General features: G+C 73.8%; 12 protein-coding genes. 7 read left to right on the top strand and 5 right to left on the bottom strand.

The features are described 5' to 3' along the window. Positions 1–12: 12 nt before the first annotated feature. Positions 13–363, bottom strand: a complete 351-nt coding sequence (locus tag ACFYVJ_RS12455; protein WP_186462007.1) for a metallopeptidase family protein — start codon at positions 361–363, stop codon at positions 13–15. 60 nt (positions 364–423) lie between these two features. Here ACFYVJ_RS12455 and ACFYVJ_RS12450 point away from each other — a divergent pair, with 60 nt between their 5' ends. Together ACFYVJ_RS12450 and ACFYVJ_RS12445 are read left to right on the top strand one after the other, a co-directional pair. Then, the gene (locus tag ACFYVJ_RS12450; RefSeq protein ID WP_388889645.1) at positions 424–2064 is read left to right on the top strand and encodes a metallophosphoesterase; all 1641 of its coding nucleotides are present in this window, start codon (positions 424–426) and stop codon (positions 2062–2064) included. Between the two features lie 103 nt (positions 2065–2167). After that, a complete protein-coding gene (locus tag ACFYVJ_RS12445; protein ID WP_388889643.1) occupies positions 2168–4912 on the top strand; it encodes a glycoside hydrolase family 97 catalytic domain-containing protein in 2745 nt (914 codons plus the stop codon). Positions 4913–5070: 158 nt separating this feature from the next. Here the strand turns inward: ACFYVJ_RS12445 and ACFYVJ_RS12440 are convergent, their stop codons facing one another. Continuing rightward, positions 5071–5406 carry a branched-chain amino acid transporter permease gene (locus tag ACFYVJ_RS12440; protein ID WP_125936279.1) on the bottom strand — a complete coding sequence of 112 codons (336 nt, stop codon included), beginning with the start codon at positions 5404–5406 and terminating at the stop codon, positions 5071–5073. After that, positions 5399–6100, bottom strand: a complete 702-nt coding sequence (locus tag ACFYVJ_RS12435; RefSeq protein ID WP_388889639.1) for an AzlC family ABC transporter permease — start codon at positions 6098–6100, stop codon at positions 5399–5401. Before ACFYVJ_RS12435 ends, ACFYVJ_RS12440 begins: the two co-directional genes overlap by 8 nt. A 62-nt stretch (positions 6101–6162) precedes the next feature. On the opposite strand from ACFYVJ_RS12435, the gene ACFYVJ_RS12430 reads away from it, so the two are divergent. The 5 genes from ACFYVJ_RS12430 to ACFYVJ_RS12410 all read left to right on the top strand — a co-directional run bounded on the left by ACFYVJ_RS12430 (position 6163) and on the right by ACFYVJ_RS12410 (position 15889). Continuing rightward, on the top strand, positions 6163–6621 hold the full coding sequence (locus ACFYVJ_RS12430; protein ID WP_181787001.1) for an Lrp/AsnC family transcriptional regulator: 459 nt from the start codon (positions 6163–6165) through the stop codon (positions 6619–6621). A 193-nt stretch (positions 6622–6814) separates the two neighbouring features. Beyond that, complete coding sequence (locus ACFYVJ_RS12425) at positions 6815–8098, top strand: glycoside hydrolase family 71/99-like protein (RefSeq protein ID WP_388889637.1); 1284 nt, start codon at positions 6815–6817, stop codon at positions 8096–8098. A 158-nt stretch (positions 8099–8256) separates the two neighbouring features. Continuing rightward, complete coding sequence (locus tag ACFYVJ_RS12420; RefSeq protein WP_388889635.1) at positions 8257–10605, top strand: glycoside hydrolase N-terminal domain-containing protein; 2349 nt, start codon at positions 8257–8259, stop codon at positions 10603–10605. Between the two features lie 228 nt (positions 10606–10833). Then, positions 10834–13299 carry an ROK family protein gene (locus ACFYVJ_RS12415; RefSeq protein ID WP_388889633.1) on the top strand — a complete coding sequence of 822 codons (2466 nt, stop codon included), beginning with the start codon at positions 10834–10836 and terminating at the stop codon, positions 13297–13299. 118 nt (positions 13300–13417) lie between these two features. After that, a complete protein-coding gene (locus tag ACFYVJ_RS12410) occupies positions 13418–15889 on the top strand; it encodes a PQQ-dependent sugar dehydrogenase (RefSeq protein ID WP_388889630.1) in 2472 nt (823 codons plus the stop codon). Between the two features lie 256 nt (positions 15890–16145). On the opposite strand, the gene ACFYVJ_RS12405 is transcribed toward ACFYVJ_RS12410, so the two are convergent. Together ACFYVJ_RS12405 and ACFYVJ_RS12400 are read right to left on the bottom strand one after the other, a co-directional pair. After that, positions 16146–17159 carry an oxidoreductase gene (locus ACFYVJ_RS12405; protein ID WP_388889627.1) on the bottom strand — a complete coding sequence of 338 codons (1014 nt, stop codon included), beginning with the start codon at positions 17157–17159 and terminating at the stop codon, positions 16146–16148. A gap of 76 nt (positions 17160–17235) precedes the next feature. Then, complete coding sequence (locus tag ACFYVJ_RS12400; RefSeq protein ID WP_388889625.1) at positions 17236–18036, bottom strand: TetR/AcrR family transcriptional regulator C-terminal domain-containing protein; 801 nt, start codon at positions 18034–18036, stop codon at positions 17236–17238. Positions 18037–18098: the final 62 nt, after the last annotated feature.

Here is an 18098-nt window from a genome sequence, read left to right as displayed (position 1 = left end):
GCGGCGGCTTCCTCAGCCGTAGCCCAAGGCGTGCAGTCTGTCGTCGTCGATGCCGAAGTGGTGGGCGATCTCGTGGACCACCGTGATCTCCGTCTCCGCCACCACGTCCTCCCGCGACTCGCACATCCGCAGCGTCGGCCCGCGGTAGATCGTGATCCGGTCCGGCAGCACCCCCGCGTACCACTCGCCGCGCTCCGTCAGCGGCGTGCCCTCGTAGAGGCCGAGCAGCCCGGGGTCGTCCGGCGGCGGCTCGGGTTCGACGAAGACGGCGACGTTGTCCATCAGGCGGGTCAGCTCCGCCGGGATCCGGTCGAGCGCCTGCGCGACCAGTTCCTCGAACTCCTCGTTCGACATGTCCAGCACATGGCCCATTCTGCTTCAGGCCGCTGAATACTGACGGGTCACACCGGGCATACGTTGCGAATGGCCCGCGAAGTGCCTTTTGCGGTCTCGCCCGTCCGCGCCCTGTTCGAGCGGCTCCGCCGCGCCCCCGCCCGTGTCCGCCGCCTCCCCGCCGCCGTCCGGCGTCTGGCCGACCGGGCGCGCGGAGCGCGGCGGGCGCGCCCGCCGCGCGCGCCCCGGCGGCGCCGGGTCGAGTCGTCTCTCGTCCAGCGCCCCCACCCGTACGCGCGCGCCCTCGGCCTCGCCGCCGTCACGGTCGTCGGGGCCGGGCTCGGGCTGCTCGTCGTCGGCGGGGTCGAGACGTCGGTCGGGCCGATGGACACCCGGATGGCGCTCACGCCGAGCGTCACCGGCGACACCCGGATCAGCGTCTCGCCGCTCGGCGCCATCGACATGGACAGCCACGACGCCCCCCTCCGCCTCGACGTCGAGGTCGAGCGGCTCGACCCGGACCGCTCCCGCGCGCTCGTCGCGCACCCCGAGGAGTTCTCCGGGCTGGAGGACGAGGTGGCCGCCGACATCCGGCGGAGCACGTTCGATCTGGGCGTACGCTCCGGGGGCGCCGCCCTCGTCGGGGCGACCGCGCTCGGGCTCGCCGTCTACCGCACGCCGCGCCGGGCGCTGGCCGCCGGCGGGCTGGCGCTCGCGCTGCTCGCCGCGTCCGGCGCCGCCGCGTTCGCGACGTGGAACCCCAAGTCCGTGCTGGAGCCGAAGTACTCCGGGCTGCTGACCAGCGCGCCCAGCGTCATCGGCGACGCGCGCAGCATCGTCACCGAGTTCGACGTGTACCAGCAGGAGCTGGCCCGTCTGGTGACCAACGTCAGCAAGCTGTACGACGCCGCGTCCACCCTGCCCGCGTACCGCCCCGACCCCTCCACCGTCCGCTTCCTGCACGTCTCCGACATGCACCTCAACCCGGCCGCCTGGGGCATCATCCGCTCCCTGGTCGACCAGTACGAGCTGGACGCCGTCATCGACACCGGCGACACGATGGACCACGGCTCGGAGGCGGAGAACGTCTATCTCGACCCGATCGCCACACTCGGCGTCCCGTACGTGTGGGTCCGCGGGAACCACGACTCGCTCGCCACCCAGGCCGCCGTCGAGCGGCAGAAGAACGCGCGGGTCGTGGACGACGGCGAGTCGGTGGTGGTGGCGGGGGTGCGGATCGCGGGGATCGGCGATCCGCAGTTCACCCCCGACCGCTCCGTCGCCGCGGCCGGCGACCCCGCGGAGTCGGCGGCGGGCAGGCGGCTGGCCGCGGCCCTCGCCGGGCTACGGGACCGGGGCCGGCCCGCGGACCTGGCCGTCGCGCACAACCCGGTGGCACTGGAGCAGGTCGACGGCCTGGTGCCGCTGGCGCTCGCCGGCCACCGCCACCACCGCAAGCAGCACGATCTGCCGGAGGGTACGCGGCTGATGGTCGAGGGCTCGGCGGGCGGCGGCGGGCTGCGCGCGGTGGAGGAGGAGGCACCGGAGAAGGTGAGCGCGTCGGTGCTCTATCTCGACCGGAGTACGCGCAGGTTGCAGGCGTGGGACGAGATCACGCTGGGCGGGCTGGGGCTGACGTCGGCGGAGGTCAGCCGGCATCTCATGGAGGAGAACCGGCCCGGTGGCGCCGATGGGACGGACCCGTCGGGTGCCCCCGGCGAGGACTCTTGACAGCCCTCCCTCACAAGAATTAACTCAACCAGACGCGAACCAACAGAGTGCAACACGTCAGTTCATCGGTTCCTCCTGCTCATCCGATGTGTAAGGAGCACCCGTGCCCATCCTCGGCCCGCTGGGACGGCGGCCGGCCGGCACCATGCTGACCGCGTTGACTGTCCTGGCCACCGCCTGGCTGTCGCCCGCCGTGGCGACGCCCGTCCCCGACTCCCCGACCCGTACGGCCACGACCTCCGATGTCTGGACCGTGGCCGCACCACAAGGCAACAAAGATCAACTCACCGCCGACGTCGTACGCGACGACGCGACCGGCGCCCTCACGCTCACCGTCCGCCGGGGCGCGGACGAAGTCCTCCCCGGCTCCCCGCTGGGCCTGCGCACCGAGGGCGCCGACCTGACCCGCGGGCTCGACGTCCTCGGCCGCGACGACCGCAGCGTGCGCGAGCGGTACGAGATGACCACCGGCAAGCAGCGCCGCGTGGACTCCCCCATGACGGAGTCCCGCTTCGCGCTGCGCGGCGACGGCGGCGTGCGCATGGACCTCGTCGTCCGCGTCGCCCGCGACGGCGTCGCGTTCCGCTACGAACTGCCCGACTCGAAGGGCACCGTCGTCACCGGCGAGGCCAGCGGCTACCGGCTGCCCGCCGACGCGCCGGCCTGGCTGCTGCCGCACACCTCCTGGTACGAGGAGGTACGCGGCGAGACCACCGCGGGCGGCGCCGCCGCGGACGACTACGGCTACCCCGCGCTCTTCGAGGTCGCCGCCGACGACTACGTACTGCTCACCGAGTCCGGCATGGACTCCACGTACCCCGGCAGCAAGCTCGCGCACGCCGCCGGCAGCGGCGCGTACGACGTGGCGCTCGCCGAGGCCGAGGTCGTCTCCCCCGGCGACCTGGCGACCCCGTGGCGTACCGCGATCGTCGGGGACCTGGCGACCGTCACCGAGTCGACGCTCGTCAGCGACCTCGCGCCGGACGCCGAGTTCTCCGACACCTCCTGGATCCGCCCCGGCACCGTCTCCTGGTCCTGGCTCGTCGAGCACGACAGCCCGCGGGACTTCGAGCGGCAGAAGGACTACGTCGACTACGCGGCCGCGCACGGCTGGGAGTACACCCTGGTCGACGAGGGCTGGAGCCGCGAGTGGGTGCCGGAGCTGGTGCGGTACGCGCGCACCAAGGGCGTCGACATCCTGCTGTGGTTCCGCTGGTGGGAGGTGGACACTCCGCAGGAGATGGACACCGTCTTCGGCGAGCTGAACGACTGGGGCGTCAAGGGCGTCAAGGTCGACTTCATGAACTCCGGCGGGGGCGAGCCCGAGGGCGTCGGCAGGCACGCCTGGTACGAGGACGTGCTCGCCGCCACCGCCGGGCACAAGCTGCTCGTCAACTTCCACGGCGCGACGCTGCCGAAGGGCCTCCAGCGCACCTGGCCGCACCTGATGACGTACGAGGCGGTGCGCGGGCACGAGTACTACTCCTTCAACCAGCCGCTCACGCCCACGTACAACACGATGCTGCCGTTCACCCGGAACGTCGTCGGCTCCGCCGACGTCACGCCCGGCACCTTCTCCATGACCAACAGGACGCACAGCGACGCGCACGAGCTGGCGCTGCCCGTCGTGTACGAGTCCGGGCTCCAGCACCCCGCGGACAGCCCGGAGACGTACGCCACGCTGCCCGGGGCCGAGCGCGTGCTCGACCAACTGCCCACGGTGTGGGACGAGACCCGCTACCTCGGCGGGCGGCCCGGCGACGACGCCGTGCTGGCGCGGCGCGCGGGCGACCGCTGGTTCGTCGGCGGCATCCACGCGGGCGCGGCCGGGACCGCCGAGGTGGACCTCGGCCGGCTCGGGACGGACGACGGCGAGCGGCTGCTCGTGGAGCTGGTGACGGACGGCGCCGACGGGCTGGCCCGCGAGACCCGCAGGGTCGAAGGGGACGCCCGGCTGACGGTGCCGGTGGCGGAGAACGGCGGGTTCGTGGCGCTGGTCTGCGCCGCCGAGCGCGGCCGGACGACGTGCGACGAGCCGGTACGGACCACGCCCGCGACCGGGCTCGCGGTCACTCCGGACACGGCGACCGCGGCGCCCGGCGACGAGATCGAGGTCACCGGCCGCTTCGCCGCCGCCGACGGGGAGTCCGCGACGCTGCGGAACGCCACCCTCGGCGCCCGGCCGCGGACCGGCTGGACGGCGGCGGGCGCGGACGTGGCGCGCGCGGCGCTGCAGCCGGGGCAGGCGCTGTCGGGAAGCTGGAAGGTGCGGGTGCCGGAGTCGGCGGAGCCCGGGTACGTGGACGTGCCCGTCGTCGCGGAGTACCGCGCGCCGGGGGCGGGTCCCGCGGAGCCCCGGGTGCACGTCGAGCGGGCCGTGCGGGTGCTGGTCGCCCCGCCGGTGCCGCAAGGCGACGCGCACGTCGGCGACCTGCACCTGCTCACCGCGTCGAACGGCTGGGGCCCGGTCGAGATCGACACCAGCGTCGGCGACAACGGCGCCGGCGACGGCGCGCCGCTGACCATCGGCGGCACGACGTACGCCAAGGGCCTCGGCGCCCACGCGCCGTCCCGCGTGACGGTGTACCTCGGCGGCGCGTGCACCTCCTTCACCGCGCAGGTCGGCGTGGACGACGAGGTCGGCGACCGCGGCTCGGTGAGCTTCCGGGTCCTCGGCGACGGCACCGAGCTGACGACGACCGGCACCCTGCGCGGCACGGACGCCGCGCAGCCGGTGACGGCCGACGTGACCGGCGTCGGCCTCCTCACCCTGGAGGTGGCGGACGGCGGCGACGGCATCAGCTACGACCACGCGGACTGGGCGGACCCGAAGGTCACCTGCGGCTGATCGGCACCGCATCTCTCGCGGCCCGGCGGATTCGTCCGCCGGGCCGCGGCACGTGCGGGCGGCAAAGCCCCTTTCCCGCACGGGAGTCGAGAGCAATCCACTTCTCCCCGGCGATTCGCCGCCTACCCGGACAACACCGGCGCAGACGTCGGAGGGCTTCAGAACACCGCGCTGGCGAGCACCACATGGACCGCCGTGCCGCCGAGTATCGACAGCAGCACGTTCCGCCGCCACAGGTGGACGGCCACGGTGGCCGCCAGCGCGAGCACCGTCGGCCACGCCGCCCCGGGGTCGCGGGGGGTGAGGTGGCGCAGGGTGTAGGCGGCGAGGATCACCATGACGCCCACGGGCATCGCCGCGTCGAGGTACGCCACGAGCGGGCTGGACCGCAGCGGCGCCAGCGCGGCGAACGGCAGCGCGCGCAGCGCCCAGGTGACGGCGACGGCGACCGCGACGGCGGCGAGCAGGTACCCGGCGGCGGGGGCGTCAGGCACGTGCGCCCGCCTCCCGGCGCCGTACGACGGCGTAGCGGGCGAGGAGCGCGGCGGCGAACAGCACGAAGGCGGCGAAGAGCTGCCCGCCCGGCACCGCGAACCGCGCCGCCAGCGCGCAGCCCAGCGCCAGCGCGGGCACGGCGGGCCCGGGCCGGTCGCGGAGCGCGTCGAGGGCCAGCACGGTGAAGAGCGCGGTGACGGCGAAGTCCAGGCCCTCGACGCCCGCGGGGACGGCGGCGCCGAGCAGGGCGCCGGCCGTGGCGCCGCCGGCCCAGTAGAGGTGGATGAAGACCTGGAGCCACAGCACGCGGCGCCCCGGGTAGGACTGGGCGGCGGGGTGCGCGGTGACGGCGTACGCCTCGTCGGAGAGTGCGAAGGTGCTGTACGCCCTGGCCGCGCGGCCGCGGACGCGGTGCAGGGGGAAGGACAGGGCGTAGAAGACGTGCCGGAAGTTGACCGTGAACGCCGTCACCGCGATCTGCCCCAGCGGCGCGGCGGCCAGCACCAGGCCGAGGAAGAGGAACTCCAGCGAACCGGCGTAGATCAGGCCCGAGAAGACGCTCGCCCACCACCAGTCCAGGCCCGAGTGGACGACGAGGACGCCGAACGCGACGCCCATGGGGAAGGCGCCGAGCCCGACGGACCCGGAGTCGGCGAGCGCCCGGGAGAGGTCGGCGCGTAGCTGGTGCGGCATGTGTCGATCCTAGAAACTTCCGCGGCTCATATGGTTGCGGATTGTGGCGCTAATGTGGGGCTGTGAGCAATGAAAGAAAACTTGATGAGCTTGATCGTGAAATTTTGCGCCAGCTCCAGCGGGACGGCCGGCTGACGAACGTCGAGCTGGCCCGCCGCGTCGGCCTGACGCCGCCGCCCTGCCTGCGCCGGGTGAAGCGGCTGGAGGAGGCCGGGATCATCACGGGCTACCGGGCGCGGGTGGACGAGGAGGCGGCGGGGCGCGGGCTCGAGGTGATCGTGTCGATCGAGGTGTCGGTGAGCGATCTGGACACCCTCGCCGGGCTGGAGGCGACGATCGGCGCGTACGACGAGGTGGTGGAGTTCCGGCGGGTGTTCGGCACCCCGGACTACTTCCTGCGGGTGCTGGTCGCGGACTACGCGGCGTACGAGCAGTTCCAGACCGGGAAGATCATCGGGATCCCGGGCGTCGCCCGGGTCATCTCGCAGCCCACGATGAAGAAGATCAAGGTCGTGGACTGATTTACCGGCGGGCCCCATTTCGTCAATTAAATGGCCTGACAGGGAATCGGGTTGGGAAATCGAATTCAATTCGTCGGACCTCTTGCTACGCGACTTACGCCCGACTACGTTACGGCTCGCGTCCCTTGGCGCGGCATCTTTCGCCGCCGCCGGGAATTCCCCCACCGCAGACCCGAACGTGAGGTAAGCCCTCGTGACGATTTCCAGACGCAAGCTCATCCTCTCCGGCACCGCCGCCTCCGCCGCGACCGCGGGCGGCGTGTTCTCCACCCGGCTCGCCGGCGCCGCCGAGGAGCCCGCGGCGGCGGCGAAGGCCGCCGCGCGGCCCGCCGCGAGCCCCGTGGGCGACGTGGTCGGCAAGGTGACCGTCGGCTACCAGGGGTGGTTCGCCTGCCCCGGCGACGGCGCGCCGATCAACGGGTGGTGGCACTGGAGCCGCGACATGAGCCGGCCGCCGTCCCCGGACAACACGACCATCGCGTCCTGGCCGGACATGCGGGAGTACGAGCACACGTACCCCACCGCCTACGCGAACCTCAACGGCGGCGGTCCCGCCACCCTGTTCTCCTCCTGGGACGACCAGACGGTCGACACGCACTTCCGCTGGATGGCCGAGCACGACTGCGACACCGCCGCCCTGCAGCGCTTCAACCCCTTCGGCGGCGAGGGCGCCACGCGCGACGGCATGGCCGCGAAGGTGCGCGCGGCGGCGGAGAGGCACGGGCGGAAGTTCTACATCATGTACGACGTCACCTCCTGGACGCAGATGCAGTCCCAGATCAAGGAGGACTGGACGACGAAGATGAAGGCGTACACGTCGTCCGGAGCGTACGCGATGCAGAACGGCAAGCCGGTCGTGTGCATCTGGGGCTTCGGCTTCAACGACGACGGCCGCCCCTTCACGCCGGGCCCCTGCCTGGACGTCGTCAACTGGTTCAAGAACCAGGGCTGCTACGTCATCGGCGGCGTCCCCACGCACTGGCGCACCGGCCAGTCGGACTCCCGTCCCGGCTTCCTCGACGTGTACCGCGCGTTCCACATGATCTCGCCGTGGATGGTCGGCCGGATCTCCGACGTCGGCGGGGCCGACCACTTCTTTAACAACGTCAACGGCCCCGACAAGGCGGACTGCGACGCGCACGGCATCGACTACCAGCCCTGCATCATCCCCGGCGATCTGCAGAGCGGCCACCGCGCGCACGGCGACCTGATGTGGCGGCAGTTCTACCACATGGTCCGGCTGGACGTCGCGGGCGTCTACATCTCCATGTTCGACGAGTACAACGAGGCCAACCAGATCGCCAAGACCGCGGAGAACGCGTCCCAGGTGCCCTCCGGCTCGGGCATCCGCGCGCTGGACGAGGACGGCACCTCCTGCTCCTCGGACTACTACCTGCGGCTGACCGCGGACGGCGGCCGGATGCTGAAGGGCAGCCTCGCCCTGACGCCGAACCGGCCCACGCCGCCGCGGCCCTGATCGCGCCCCGCCGGGCTCGCCCGTACCGCCCCCGCGGGCGGGTCCGGCGGGCGCCCCTGCCCGCACGCCGGCGCGCCCCGCGCCTCCCGGCGCCGCGCCCCGGCGCCCGCACCACCCGAGTCCTTCCGTCGCACGAACGACCTTCGAGGTGAGTGGACATGTCCGGAGACATCACCCGCAGAACCACCGTGAAATCCGCCCTCGCCGCCGCGGGCGCCCTCACGCTGGGCACCCCCGCCCTCGCGTACGCCGCCCGCCGCGCGGCGGCCGACCCCGGTGACGCCTGGCGCCTCTGGTACGACAAGCCCGCCGCCGACTGGGAGCGCGAGTCGCTGCCGCTGGGCAACGGGGCCCTGGGCGTCGGGGTGTTCGGCACGCTCGCCTCCGAGCGGCTGACGCTCAACGAGAAGACGCTGTGGACCGGCGGCCCCGGCTCCGGCGGCGGCTACGACTTCGGCAACTGGCGCGACCCGCGGCCCGGCGCGCTCAAGGCGGTGCAGGACCGGCTCGACGCCGAAGGGCAGCTCAGCCCCGAGACCGTCGCGCAGCGACTCGGCCAGTCCAAGCACGGCTTCGGCGCGTACCAGATCCTCGGCGAGCTGCTGCTCGACCACCCGTCGGCGCCCGGCGGGCCCGACGGCTCGTACTGGCGCGACCTGGACCTCGCCGAGGGCGTGGCGGCCGTCGCGTACGCGCACCAGGGGGCGGACCACCGCCGCGAGTACTTCGTCTCGCAGCCCGACGGGGTCGCCGTGGGCCGGCTGACGGCCAGCCAGCCGGGGCGGGTGGCGTTCACCCTGCGCTACACCTCGCCGCGCAACGACTTCCGGGCCACCGCGAGCGGCGACCGGCTCACCATCCGCGGCACGCTCCAGGACAACGGGATGGTGTTCGAGGCGCAGATACGGCTGCTGACCGAGGGCGGCAACGTGTCGGGCGGGAACGGCACGCTGACGGTGAGCGGCGCGAACAGCGCCTGGTTCGTGCTGGCCGCGGGCACCGACTACGCGGACGCGTATCCGGACTACCGCGGCGCCGACCCGCACGACCGCGTCACCGGCGCCGTCGACCGGGCCGTCCAGGCGGGCCACGGCGCGCTGCGGCAGCGGCACGTCGCCGACCACCGCGGGCTGTTCGACCGGGTCGCGCTCGACATCGGCCAGCAGCAGCCGGCGCAGCCCACGGACCGGCTCCTCGCCGGCTACGGCAGCGGCTCGGCCGCCGACCGGGCGCTGGAGGCGCTGTTCTTCCAGTACGGGCGCTACCTGCTCATCGCCTCGTCGCGGCCCGGGTCGACGCCGGCGAATCTGCAGGGCGTGTGGAACAACGTCACCAACCCGCCGTGGAGCGCCGACTACCACGTCAACATCAACCTGCAGATGAACTACTGGCCCGCCGAGATCACCAACCTCGCCGAGACCACCATTCCGTACGACGAGTTCGTCGAGGCCCTGCGCGCCCCCGGCCGCGTCTCGGCGCGGGAGATCTACACCACCGGCGGCTGGGTGGTGCACAACGAGACCAACCCCTTCGGCTTCACCGGCGTGCACGACTGGGCGTCGTCCTTCTGGTTCCCGGAGGCCGCGGCCTGGCTGACGCAGCAGATGTACGAGCACTACCTCTTCGACGGCTCGACGGACTACCTGCGCACCACCGCGTACCCGGTGATGAAGGAGGCCGCCGAGTTCTGGCTGGCGAACCTGCGCACCGACCCGCGCGACGGCAAGCTCGTCGTCACCCCCAGCTACTCGCCCGAGCAGGGCAACTTCACCGCGGGCTGCTCCATGTCGCAGCAGATCGTGTACGACCTGCTGACCAACACCCTGGAGGCGGCGCAGACCCTCGGCGACAGCCCCGACTTCCGCACCCGCCTGGAACAGACCCTCGCCGCCCTCGACCCCGGCCTGCGGATCGGCCGCTGGGGGCAGTTGCAGGAGTGGAAGGCGGACCTGGACGACCAGAACAACGACCACCGGCACGTCTCCCACCTCTTCGCCCTGCATCCCGGGCGGCAGATCGAGGTGGGCAGTCAGTGGGCGGAGGCGGCGAAGGTGTCGCTCACCGCGCGCGGTGACGGCGGTACGGGCTGGAGCAAAGCCTGGAAGATCAACTTCTGGGCCCGGCTCACGGACGGCGACCACGCGCACAAGATGCTGAGCGAACAACTCAAGTCCTCGACGCTGCCGAACCTCTGGGACAACCACCCGCCGTTCCAGATCGACGGCAACTTCGGCGCCACCTCGGGCATCGCCGAAATGCTGCTGCAAAGCCAGCACGGCCCCATCGAGGTGCTCCCCGCCCTCCCGGGCGCCTGGCCCTCGGGCTCCGTACGCGGCCTGCGCGCCCGCGGCGGCGCCACCCTCGACATCACCTGGACCGGCGGCCGCGCCACCCGCATCGCCCTGCACGCGAGCCGGACGCGCCGGCTCACCCTGCGCAGCGACCTCCTCCCCGGCGGCGAACAGGTCGTCGACGCGGTGGCGGGCCAGACGTACACCTTCGGCTGACCCGCCCGGAATGCCGCCCGGGCCCGCGATGTGCGCCGCGGGTCCGGGCCCCCGGGGTCCGGTTGTCAGGCCGTTTCTTTCCAGCATTGCGCCGGGCGTCTTTTAATTCCCCTGACAATTCACCAGCGGCTTTTACAGGCCCGCAACTAAAAGGAGAGGACGGGCCGTTGACTTAATAACACACCTGGTTTTACATGTGCGGCACGAGCTGGACAGGAAGGCCACGCCATGCACCCCCACAAGCAGGCGACCGTCACCGCTGCCGCACCGCCCTCCGCCGCCATACCCGCGGCAATGCCCGCGGCAATGCCCGCCGCCCGTCCCTCCGCCGAGGACACCGGTCTGCTGCGGCAGTGGGCGGCCGAGGGCGGGGCGCTCGAACTGCGGGCCAGGATCGTGCTGCTGGCCGGGCAGGGCATGCGGGACACCGACATCGCCCGGCGGCTCGGCGTCTCCCGGCAGACCGTCGGCACCTGGCGGCACAAGTGGGCGGACGAGGGCATCGCCGGGCTGCGGCACCGCGCCCGCCCCGGGCGTCCCGCCACCGTCGACGAGGCAGAGGTCATCGCCCGTACGCTCCTCGCCAGCGACGGCGCCGCCGCCTCCCGGGCCGTGGGCCGCGAACTGGGCCTGTCCCACGCCACCGTGGCCGCCATCCGGCGCCGCTGGTCGGACCACCCGCCGGCCGACCCGCCGCTGCCCGGCTCCGACATCTGGGTCGTCGGCCTGTACGCGGACGCCCACGGCGCCGTACTCCTCGCCGGCGCCAGGACCGGCGCCGCCGCGCAGCCGCGGCCGGCCGGCAGCGCCGTGGGCGCCGACGTGCTCGCCGGGCTCGACCGCGCCTGCGACGCGCTGCCCGGCGCCGTCGCCGGCAGCCGCCCGCCGGCGCCGCACCGGGCGCTCGCCGCGTTCCTCACGAAGGCGCGCAGGCGCCACCCGCGTATCGAGTTGTACGCGCTCACGCTCTGGACCGCGGACCCCGCGGCAGCCCACCCGCACGCCTCCCCGCCGGCCGCACCCGGTCCCGTGCCCGCCCCCTCGATCCCCCGGGCTTCCGGCCAGGCGGCCGCGCGAACGGCCGCCCCGCCCACGGCCCTTCGGTCAACCGGCGCGGCAACCGGCCCGGCGCCCGGCCCGGCGACCGCCCGCGCGGCCACCCCCGGCCCCGCGCAGCCGCCGCCCGCCATCCGCCCCGAAGCCTCGCCCCCCGCCACCCTCCACGGCATCCCCGCCACCTGCACCTGGCGCAGCTACCTCCGCGCCCTGGTCGCCCTCGACAGCTCCCGCCACCCCGAGTCCTCCCGCCGCGTCTACCTCGACCTCGCCGGCGCCGTCGAGGCGTACGCCCGGCGTCCCCCCGGCGAGCCGCTGCAGTGGCTGCGCGAGTCCATCGCCAGCCACGCCGCCCCGCCCCGCCCCCGCGGCCGCTCCGGGGGCGGGGCGGGGGCGGGGCGGCGGGAGGCCGCCGGCGGGGCGAACCACATCGACCTCGGCTCGTTCAACGAGTGCGTGGTCATCGAGGCCGTCCGCCTCGCCGGCACCGTCACCCGCGGCGAGATCGCCCACCGCACCGGGCTGACCCAGCAGTCGGTGTCCCGGATCGCCCGCTCGCTGCTGGCCCGCGGCATCCTCGTCGAGGAGAACCGCCGCCAGGCGACCTCAGGCAAGCCGCGCACGCCCGTGCGGCTGCGGGGTGAGGCGGCGCACGCCGTGGGCATCCACATCGACCCGGAGGTCTTCACCGCCGTCGTCATCGACCTGGACGGCGCCATCGTCGCCGAGCGCACCCGGCCCGTACACCCGACGGCCGATCCCGACGTGCTGGTCAGGCAGGTGGCCCAACTCGGCCGCGGTGTGCTGGCCGACGCCCGCGGCGCGGTACGGCCCGGAGGGTTCCTCGGCATCGGGGTGGCCGTCCCCGGTCCCGTGGACACCGACTCCGGCACGGTGCTCGACCCGCCGCTGATGTCGGTGTGGACGGACCTGCCGCTGCTCTACCTCCTCAAGGACCACTTCCAGTGCCCGCTGATCATGGAGAAGGACGCGGCCGCCGCGGCGGCGGGCGAGCGGTGGATCGGCCGCGACCGGCGCGCCCGCGACTTCGCGTACGTCTACCTCGGTACGGGCGTGGGCTCCGGCCTCTACCTCAACGGCGACCTGCACCGCGGCACCAGCGCCAACGCCGGCGAGTTCGGCCAGTTGTGCGCCGTCGCACTCGGCCGCACCGAGCGCGGCGGCCGGCCCGAGGTGCTGCCCGAGTGCAACCCGCCGCTGGGGCTCTCCCGGCTCGCCGCCCGGCACGGCTTCCCGCTCGACGCCGCGCTGGCCGGCACCACCGCCGGCTACCGCGCCGTCACCGAGGCCGCCGCGGCCGGCGACCCGGCCGCCACCGCCGCGGTACGGGACCTGGCGCGGGCCGTCGGGCAGGGCACCACGAGCCTGGTGGACCTGCTCGACATCGACCTCGTCGTCCTCGGCGGGCCGTTCTTCACCGACCCGGCCGCCCCGCTGTACCTGTCCCACATCGGCGAGATGGTCAACGACTTCCCCACCGCGCGCCGGCTGCGGCACGTCGACGTCGAGCGGTCGGTGCTCGGCCCCGAGGCCGCCGCGGTGGGCGCCGCCTCCACGATCTTCCACGCCGCGTTCACCCCGAGGCTGCGCGGCGGGACGGCCCTGCGGGCCCTGTGAACCGTACGACCCGGGGCTCCGCGCCCCGGCAACGACCCGGGCCCTGTGCCCCGCAACGACCCGGGGGCCCCGTGCCCTCGTACGAACCGTCACCACTCAGGCACCAGGAAGGAACCCGATGAGACGCACCCCCCACCGCCGGTCCCGGCCGAGACGGGTGGACAGACCCGGCCGTGCCCCGCGGCTGCTGGCCGTCCTCGCGCTCGTGCTCGGCGGCGGCGCGGTCGCCGCCGGCAGCCCGGCCGCGGGCGCCGCGGCCGACATACCCCCCGGCGACTACCAGCACGTCCAACTGGCCTCGGGTCCGGCCGAGATGGGCGAGCCGATGTCGCTGGCCGTGCTGCCGGACCGCGCGGTGGTGCACACCGCGCGCGACGGCACGGTCCGGGTCACCGACGCGGCCGGCAACACCAAGGTCGCCGGAAAGCTCGACGTCTACAGCCACGACGAAGAGGGCCTTCAGGGCGTCGCCGCCGATCCCGGGTTCGCCGCCAACCGGCAGCTCTACCTGTACTACTCGCCCACGCTCGACACCCCGCCCGGCGACGCTCCCACCACCGGCAGCCCCGCCGACTTCGAGCGCTGGAAGGGCCACCTGAACCTCTCCCGGTTCACGCTCAAGGCGGACAACACGCTGGACCTGGGCAGCGAGAAGGTCATCCTCGAAGTCCCCAACGACCGCGGCCAGTGCTGCCACGTCGGCGGCGACATCGACTTCGACGCCCAGGGCAACCTGTACCTGACCACCGGCGACGACACCAACCCCTTCGCCTCCAGCGGCTACTCCCCCATCGACGAGCGGGCCGGCACCAACCCGCAGTTCGACGCCCAGCGCTCCTCCGGCAGCACCAACGACCTGCGCGGCAAGGTGCTGCGGATCAAGCCCACGGCCGACGGCTACACGGTCCCGTCCGGGAACCTCTTCGCACCCGGCACGCCCGAGACCCGTCCCGAGATCTACGCGATGGGCTTCCGCAACCCGTTCCGGATGTCCGTCGACCGCGAGACCGGCGTCGTCTACCTCGGCGACTACGGCCCGGACGCCGGCGGCAGCGACCCGAACCGCGGGCCCAGCGGCCAGGTCGAGTTCAACCGCCTCACCGGTCCCGGCAACTACGGCTGGCCGTACTGCACCGGCACGAACACCGCGGCGGAGACGTACAACGAGTTCACCTTCCCCAACGGCCCCTCGGGCGCGAAGTACGACTGCGCCGGCGGCCCGGTGAACAACTCCCCGCACAACACCGGGCAGGACAGGCTCCCCCCGGCCAAGCCCGCCTGGATCCGCTACGGCGGCGACGCGGGCAGCCCGCCGGAGTTCGGCGGCGGCTCGGAGTCCCCGATGGGCGGCGAGGTCTACCGCTACGACCCGGACCTGGACTCGGACGTGAAGTTCCCCGAGTCCCTGGACGGCCGGTACTTCGCGGGCGAGCTGGGCCGGCAGTGGATCAAGGCCATCGAGGTCGGCCAGAACGGCTCCCCCGGGGTGATCGAGGACTTCCCGTGGGACGGCACGCAGGTCATGGACACCGACTTCGGCCCCGACGGCGCGCTGTACGTCCTCGACTACGGCTCCGGGAGCGGCAACCAGGCGCTGTACCGCATCGAGTACCTCGCGGGCTCCAACCGCAACCCGGTCGCCCAGGCGGCCGCCGACCGCACCTCGGGCGGCACGCCGCTGACCGTGAAGTTCAGCTCCGCGGGCAGCGCGGACCCGGAGGGCGGGGCGCTCGGGTACCGCTGGGACTTCGGCGACGGCGCCACCTCGGACCAGGCGAACCCCTCGCACACGTACACCTCCGCCGGGACCTTCACCCCGACCCTCACCGTCACCGACCCCGAGGGCCTGACGGGCACGGCGAGCCTGGTGGTGACGGCGGGCAACACGGCGCCGACGGTGACGCTGCAGACACCGGGTGACGGGCGGCTGTTCTCCTTCGGCGACGACGTGCCGTTCACCGTGGCGGCGAGCGACCCGGAGGACGGTGCCGTCGACTGCGCGAAGGTCCGGGTGGCGTACTCGCTCGGGCACGACAGCCACACCCACGAGATCACCTCGTCGAACGGCTGCAGCGGCACCATCAGCGTCCCGGAGGACGGCGAGCACGACACCGCGGCGAACCTGTACGGGGTCTTCAAGGCCGAGTACACCGACTCCGGCGGGCTGACGGGCACCAGCACCCGCACCCTCCAGCCGCGGCACCGGCAGGCCGAGCACTTCGGCGCGATGTCCGGCATCCAGATCGCCGGGCACGGCGGCGCGGAGGGCGGTGCGACGGTCGGGTTCACGGACAACGGCGACTGGGTGTCGTTCGAGCCGTACGCGCTGAACAACGTGACCGGCATCGGCGCGCGGGTCGCCTCCGGCGGTCCCGGCGGCACGATCGAGGTCCGTACGGGCTCGCCGACGGGCGGCCTGCTCGGCACCCTGACGGTCCCGCCGACCGGCGGCTGGGAGAACTACCAGGAGGTCAGCGCCTCGCTGACCGCGGCGCCGCCGGGGGCGACGACGCTGTACCTGCGGTTCGCGGGACCGACGGGGCAGGGGAACCTGCTCGACATCGACGCCTTCACCTTCACGACGGGGTAGGCGGAGAGAGTACGGGCCGATGACCGGCCGGCACGGTGCGCCCGGCTGGGCGGAGCGCACCGTGCCGGTCTCCCGGCCCGAATGTCCCCCCGGACCCGCCCTACCCGATATGCACCTCGCACACCCGCCTACCCGTTATGCCCCCGCACTCCCGCCCCAGGGTAGGCCGCCCCACCGACAACCGGCTTCCCTACGGCAGTTGGGCGCCCCCACGCCCCACGCCCCCGCGACTTCCGCGCCCCCGCAGGCCGCGGCTCTACGCCTCCGCCGCCGCCAGCGCCGCCAGCAGCTCCCGCTCCCGGGCCGGGCTCAGACCCGCCCTCCGCGGCCGGTGGAGACCCTGCTCCCGCTCCCACGCCAGGGTGTCCGCCAGCAGCTCCGCGCGCGGCCTGTGCGTCAGCCCCGCCGCCACCGCCGCGGCGCCGCTGCGCGCCGTGAAGCCCTCCCAGCCCGGCTCGTCCAGCCACATCGCCAGCGACTCGGCCCCCATGAACTGCTCCACGCCCTGCCCCCGCAGCCACGTGGAACCGGCCGCCGCCACCGGGCCGGTGTGCCCGCCGACCTCCCGCGACAGCCGGATCCAGTCCTCCAGCGAGACGACCGGGCCGACCGTGTCGTACGTGCCGGCGAGGCCGGCCTCCGCGTTGTCGAGCAGCCAGCCGACGAGGTCGCGGACGTCCACCACCTGCGTCGACAGATGCGGCCCCGAGGGGACCAGCATCGGGGCCTCCGGGTCGCGGGCGGCGCGGGCGACCCAGTAGCCCGTACGGCCGGTGTGGTCGCCGGGGCCGCCGATGAGGCCGGCGCGGGCGACGACGAGCCGGTCGCCTTCGACCGCCGCCCGGGTGGCCTGCTCGCAGGCCGACTTGGCCTCGCCGTACAGCTCGCGGTCGACCTCGTCGAGGTCGGTGGGCTCCATCAGCGGCGCGGACTCGTCGGCGCCCGGCCGGTGGTGGGTGGCGTAGACGTTGCCGGAGGAGACGTAGGTCCAGTGCCGGGCGACGTCGGCGAGCGCGGCGAGGGCGCCGCGGACGAAGCCGGGCTGCCACGACACCTCGACCACGGCGTCCCAGGGGCGGTCCGCGGTACGCGCCGGCAGGCCGTCGTACGCGCCCGGCGCCCGCCGGTCGGCGGCCACCAGCTCCGCCCCGTCCGCCACCCCGCCGCTCTCGCCGCGCGCGAGGCACGTCACCCGGTGCCCCCGCGCGAGCGCCAGCTGCGCCACTTCCCGGCCCACCCAGGCCGTACCGCCCAGCACGAGAATGTCCATCCCCGCACCCAAGCACCGATCCCGACCCGGCACAGCATCGCTACGCCGACAGCAGATCCCGGTCACCGCGAACGCGTTACGCCCCCCGCGCGGACGTACGCGCCAGCCGAACCTCCAGGCCGTCGAGGATGAAGTCCAGCCCGGCGGCGAAGGTGCCGTTCCAGTCGTCGTCGCGGAGGTAGTCGCTGGCGGCGAGCGTCGGGTACCGGTCGGCGGCGGCGCGCACCCGCTCCTGGGCGATGTCCCGCTCTTCGGCCGTGACGTCCAGCGCCACCTGCGTGGAGGCGGAGCCGAGGACGTGGTTGTGCAGCGCCCAGGTGGCGGCGAGGAGGTCGCGTCCGGTGAAGCCGGCCCGTACGAGCGTGGCCTGCAGCACCTCCATCCAGGCGAGGAAGTGGGGGCCGATGCCGGGCTTGCGGCGGGCCGGGACGGCGGCGGCCCAGGGGTGGCGCAGCAGCACGGCGCGCCAGGTGCCGAGCACGGCGGCGACCCCCTCGCGCCAGTCCGGGTCCGCGGCCGCGGTCTCGTCCGGGGTCCCGGCAGGGGTCAGGGCAGCGGACCCGGCAGCGGATCCGGCCACGGGCGGCTCCACCTCGCCGAAGATCGCGTCCACCGCGAGGTCGACGACGTCGTCCTTGGTGTCGACGTGCCAGTACAGAGAGGGCGCGACGACCGCGAGCCGGTCGGCGAGGCGGCGCATGGTGAGCCGGTCGATGCCGTCCTCGTCCAGCAGCGCGACGGCCGCGGTCCCGATCCGTGCCCGGGTCAGCGGCGGCTCGCCCCTGGCCGACGTCCGCCCGGGGCGCAGCCAGATGCTCCGAGCCTCGTCCCCTGCACCACGTTTCCGCTGGTCACGCGGCTTTCTCTCGCTACCCACCCGGCCCAGTGTAGTACGGTGTGCGACGTTCCCTAACGTCGTTAGGGAGTCCCATACGCCGT

This window comes from Streptomyces sp. NPDC004134 (assembly GCF_042874195.1).
Lineage (GTDB): Bacteria > Actinomycetota > Actinomycetes > Streptomycetales > Streptomycetaceae > Streptomyces.
This window is presented reverse-complemented; position numbering and strand designations above follow the sequence as displayed.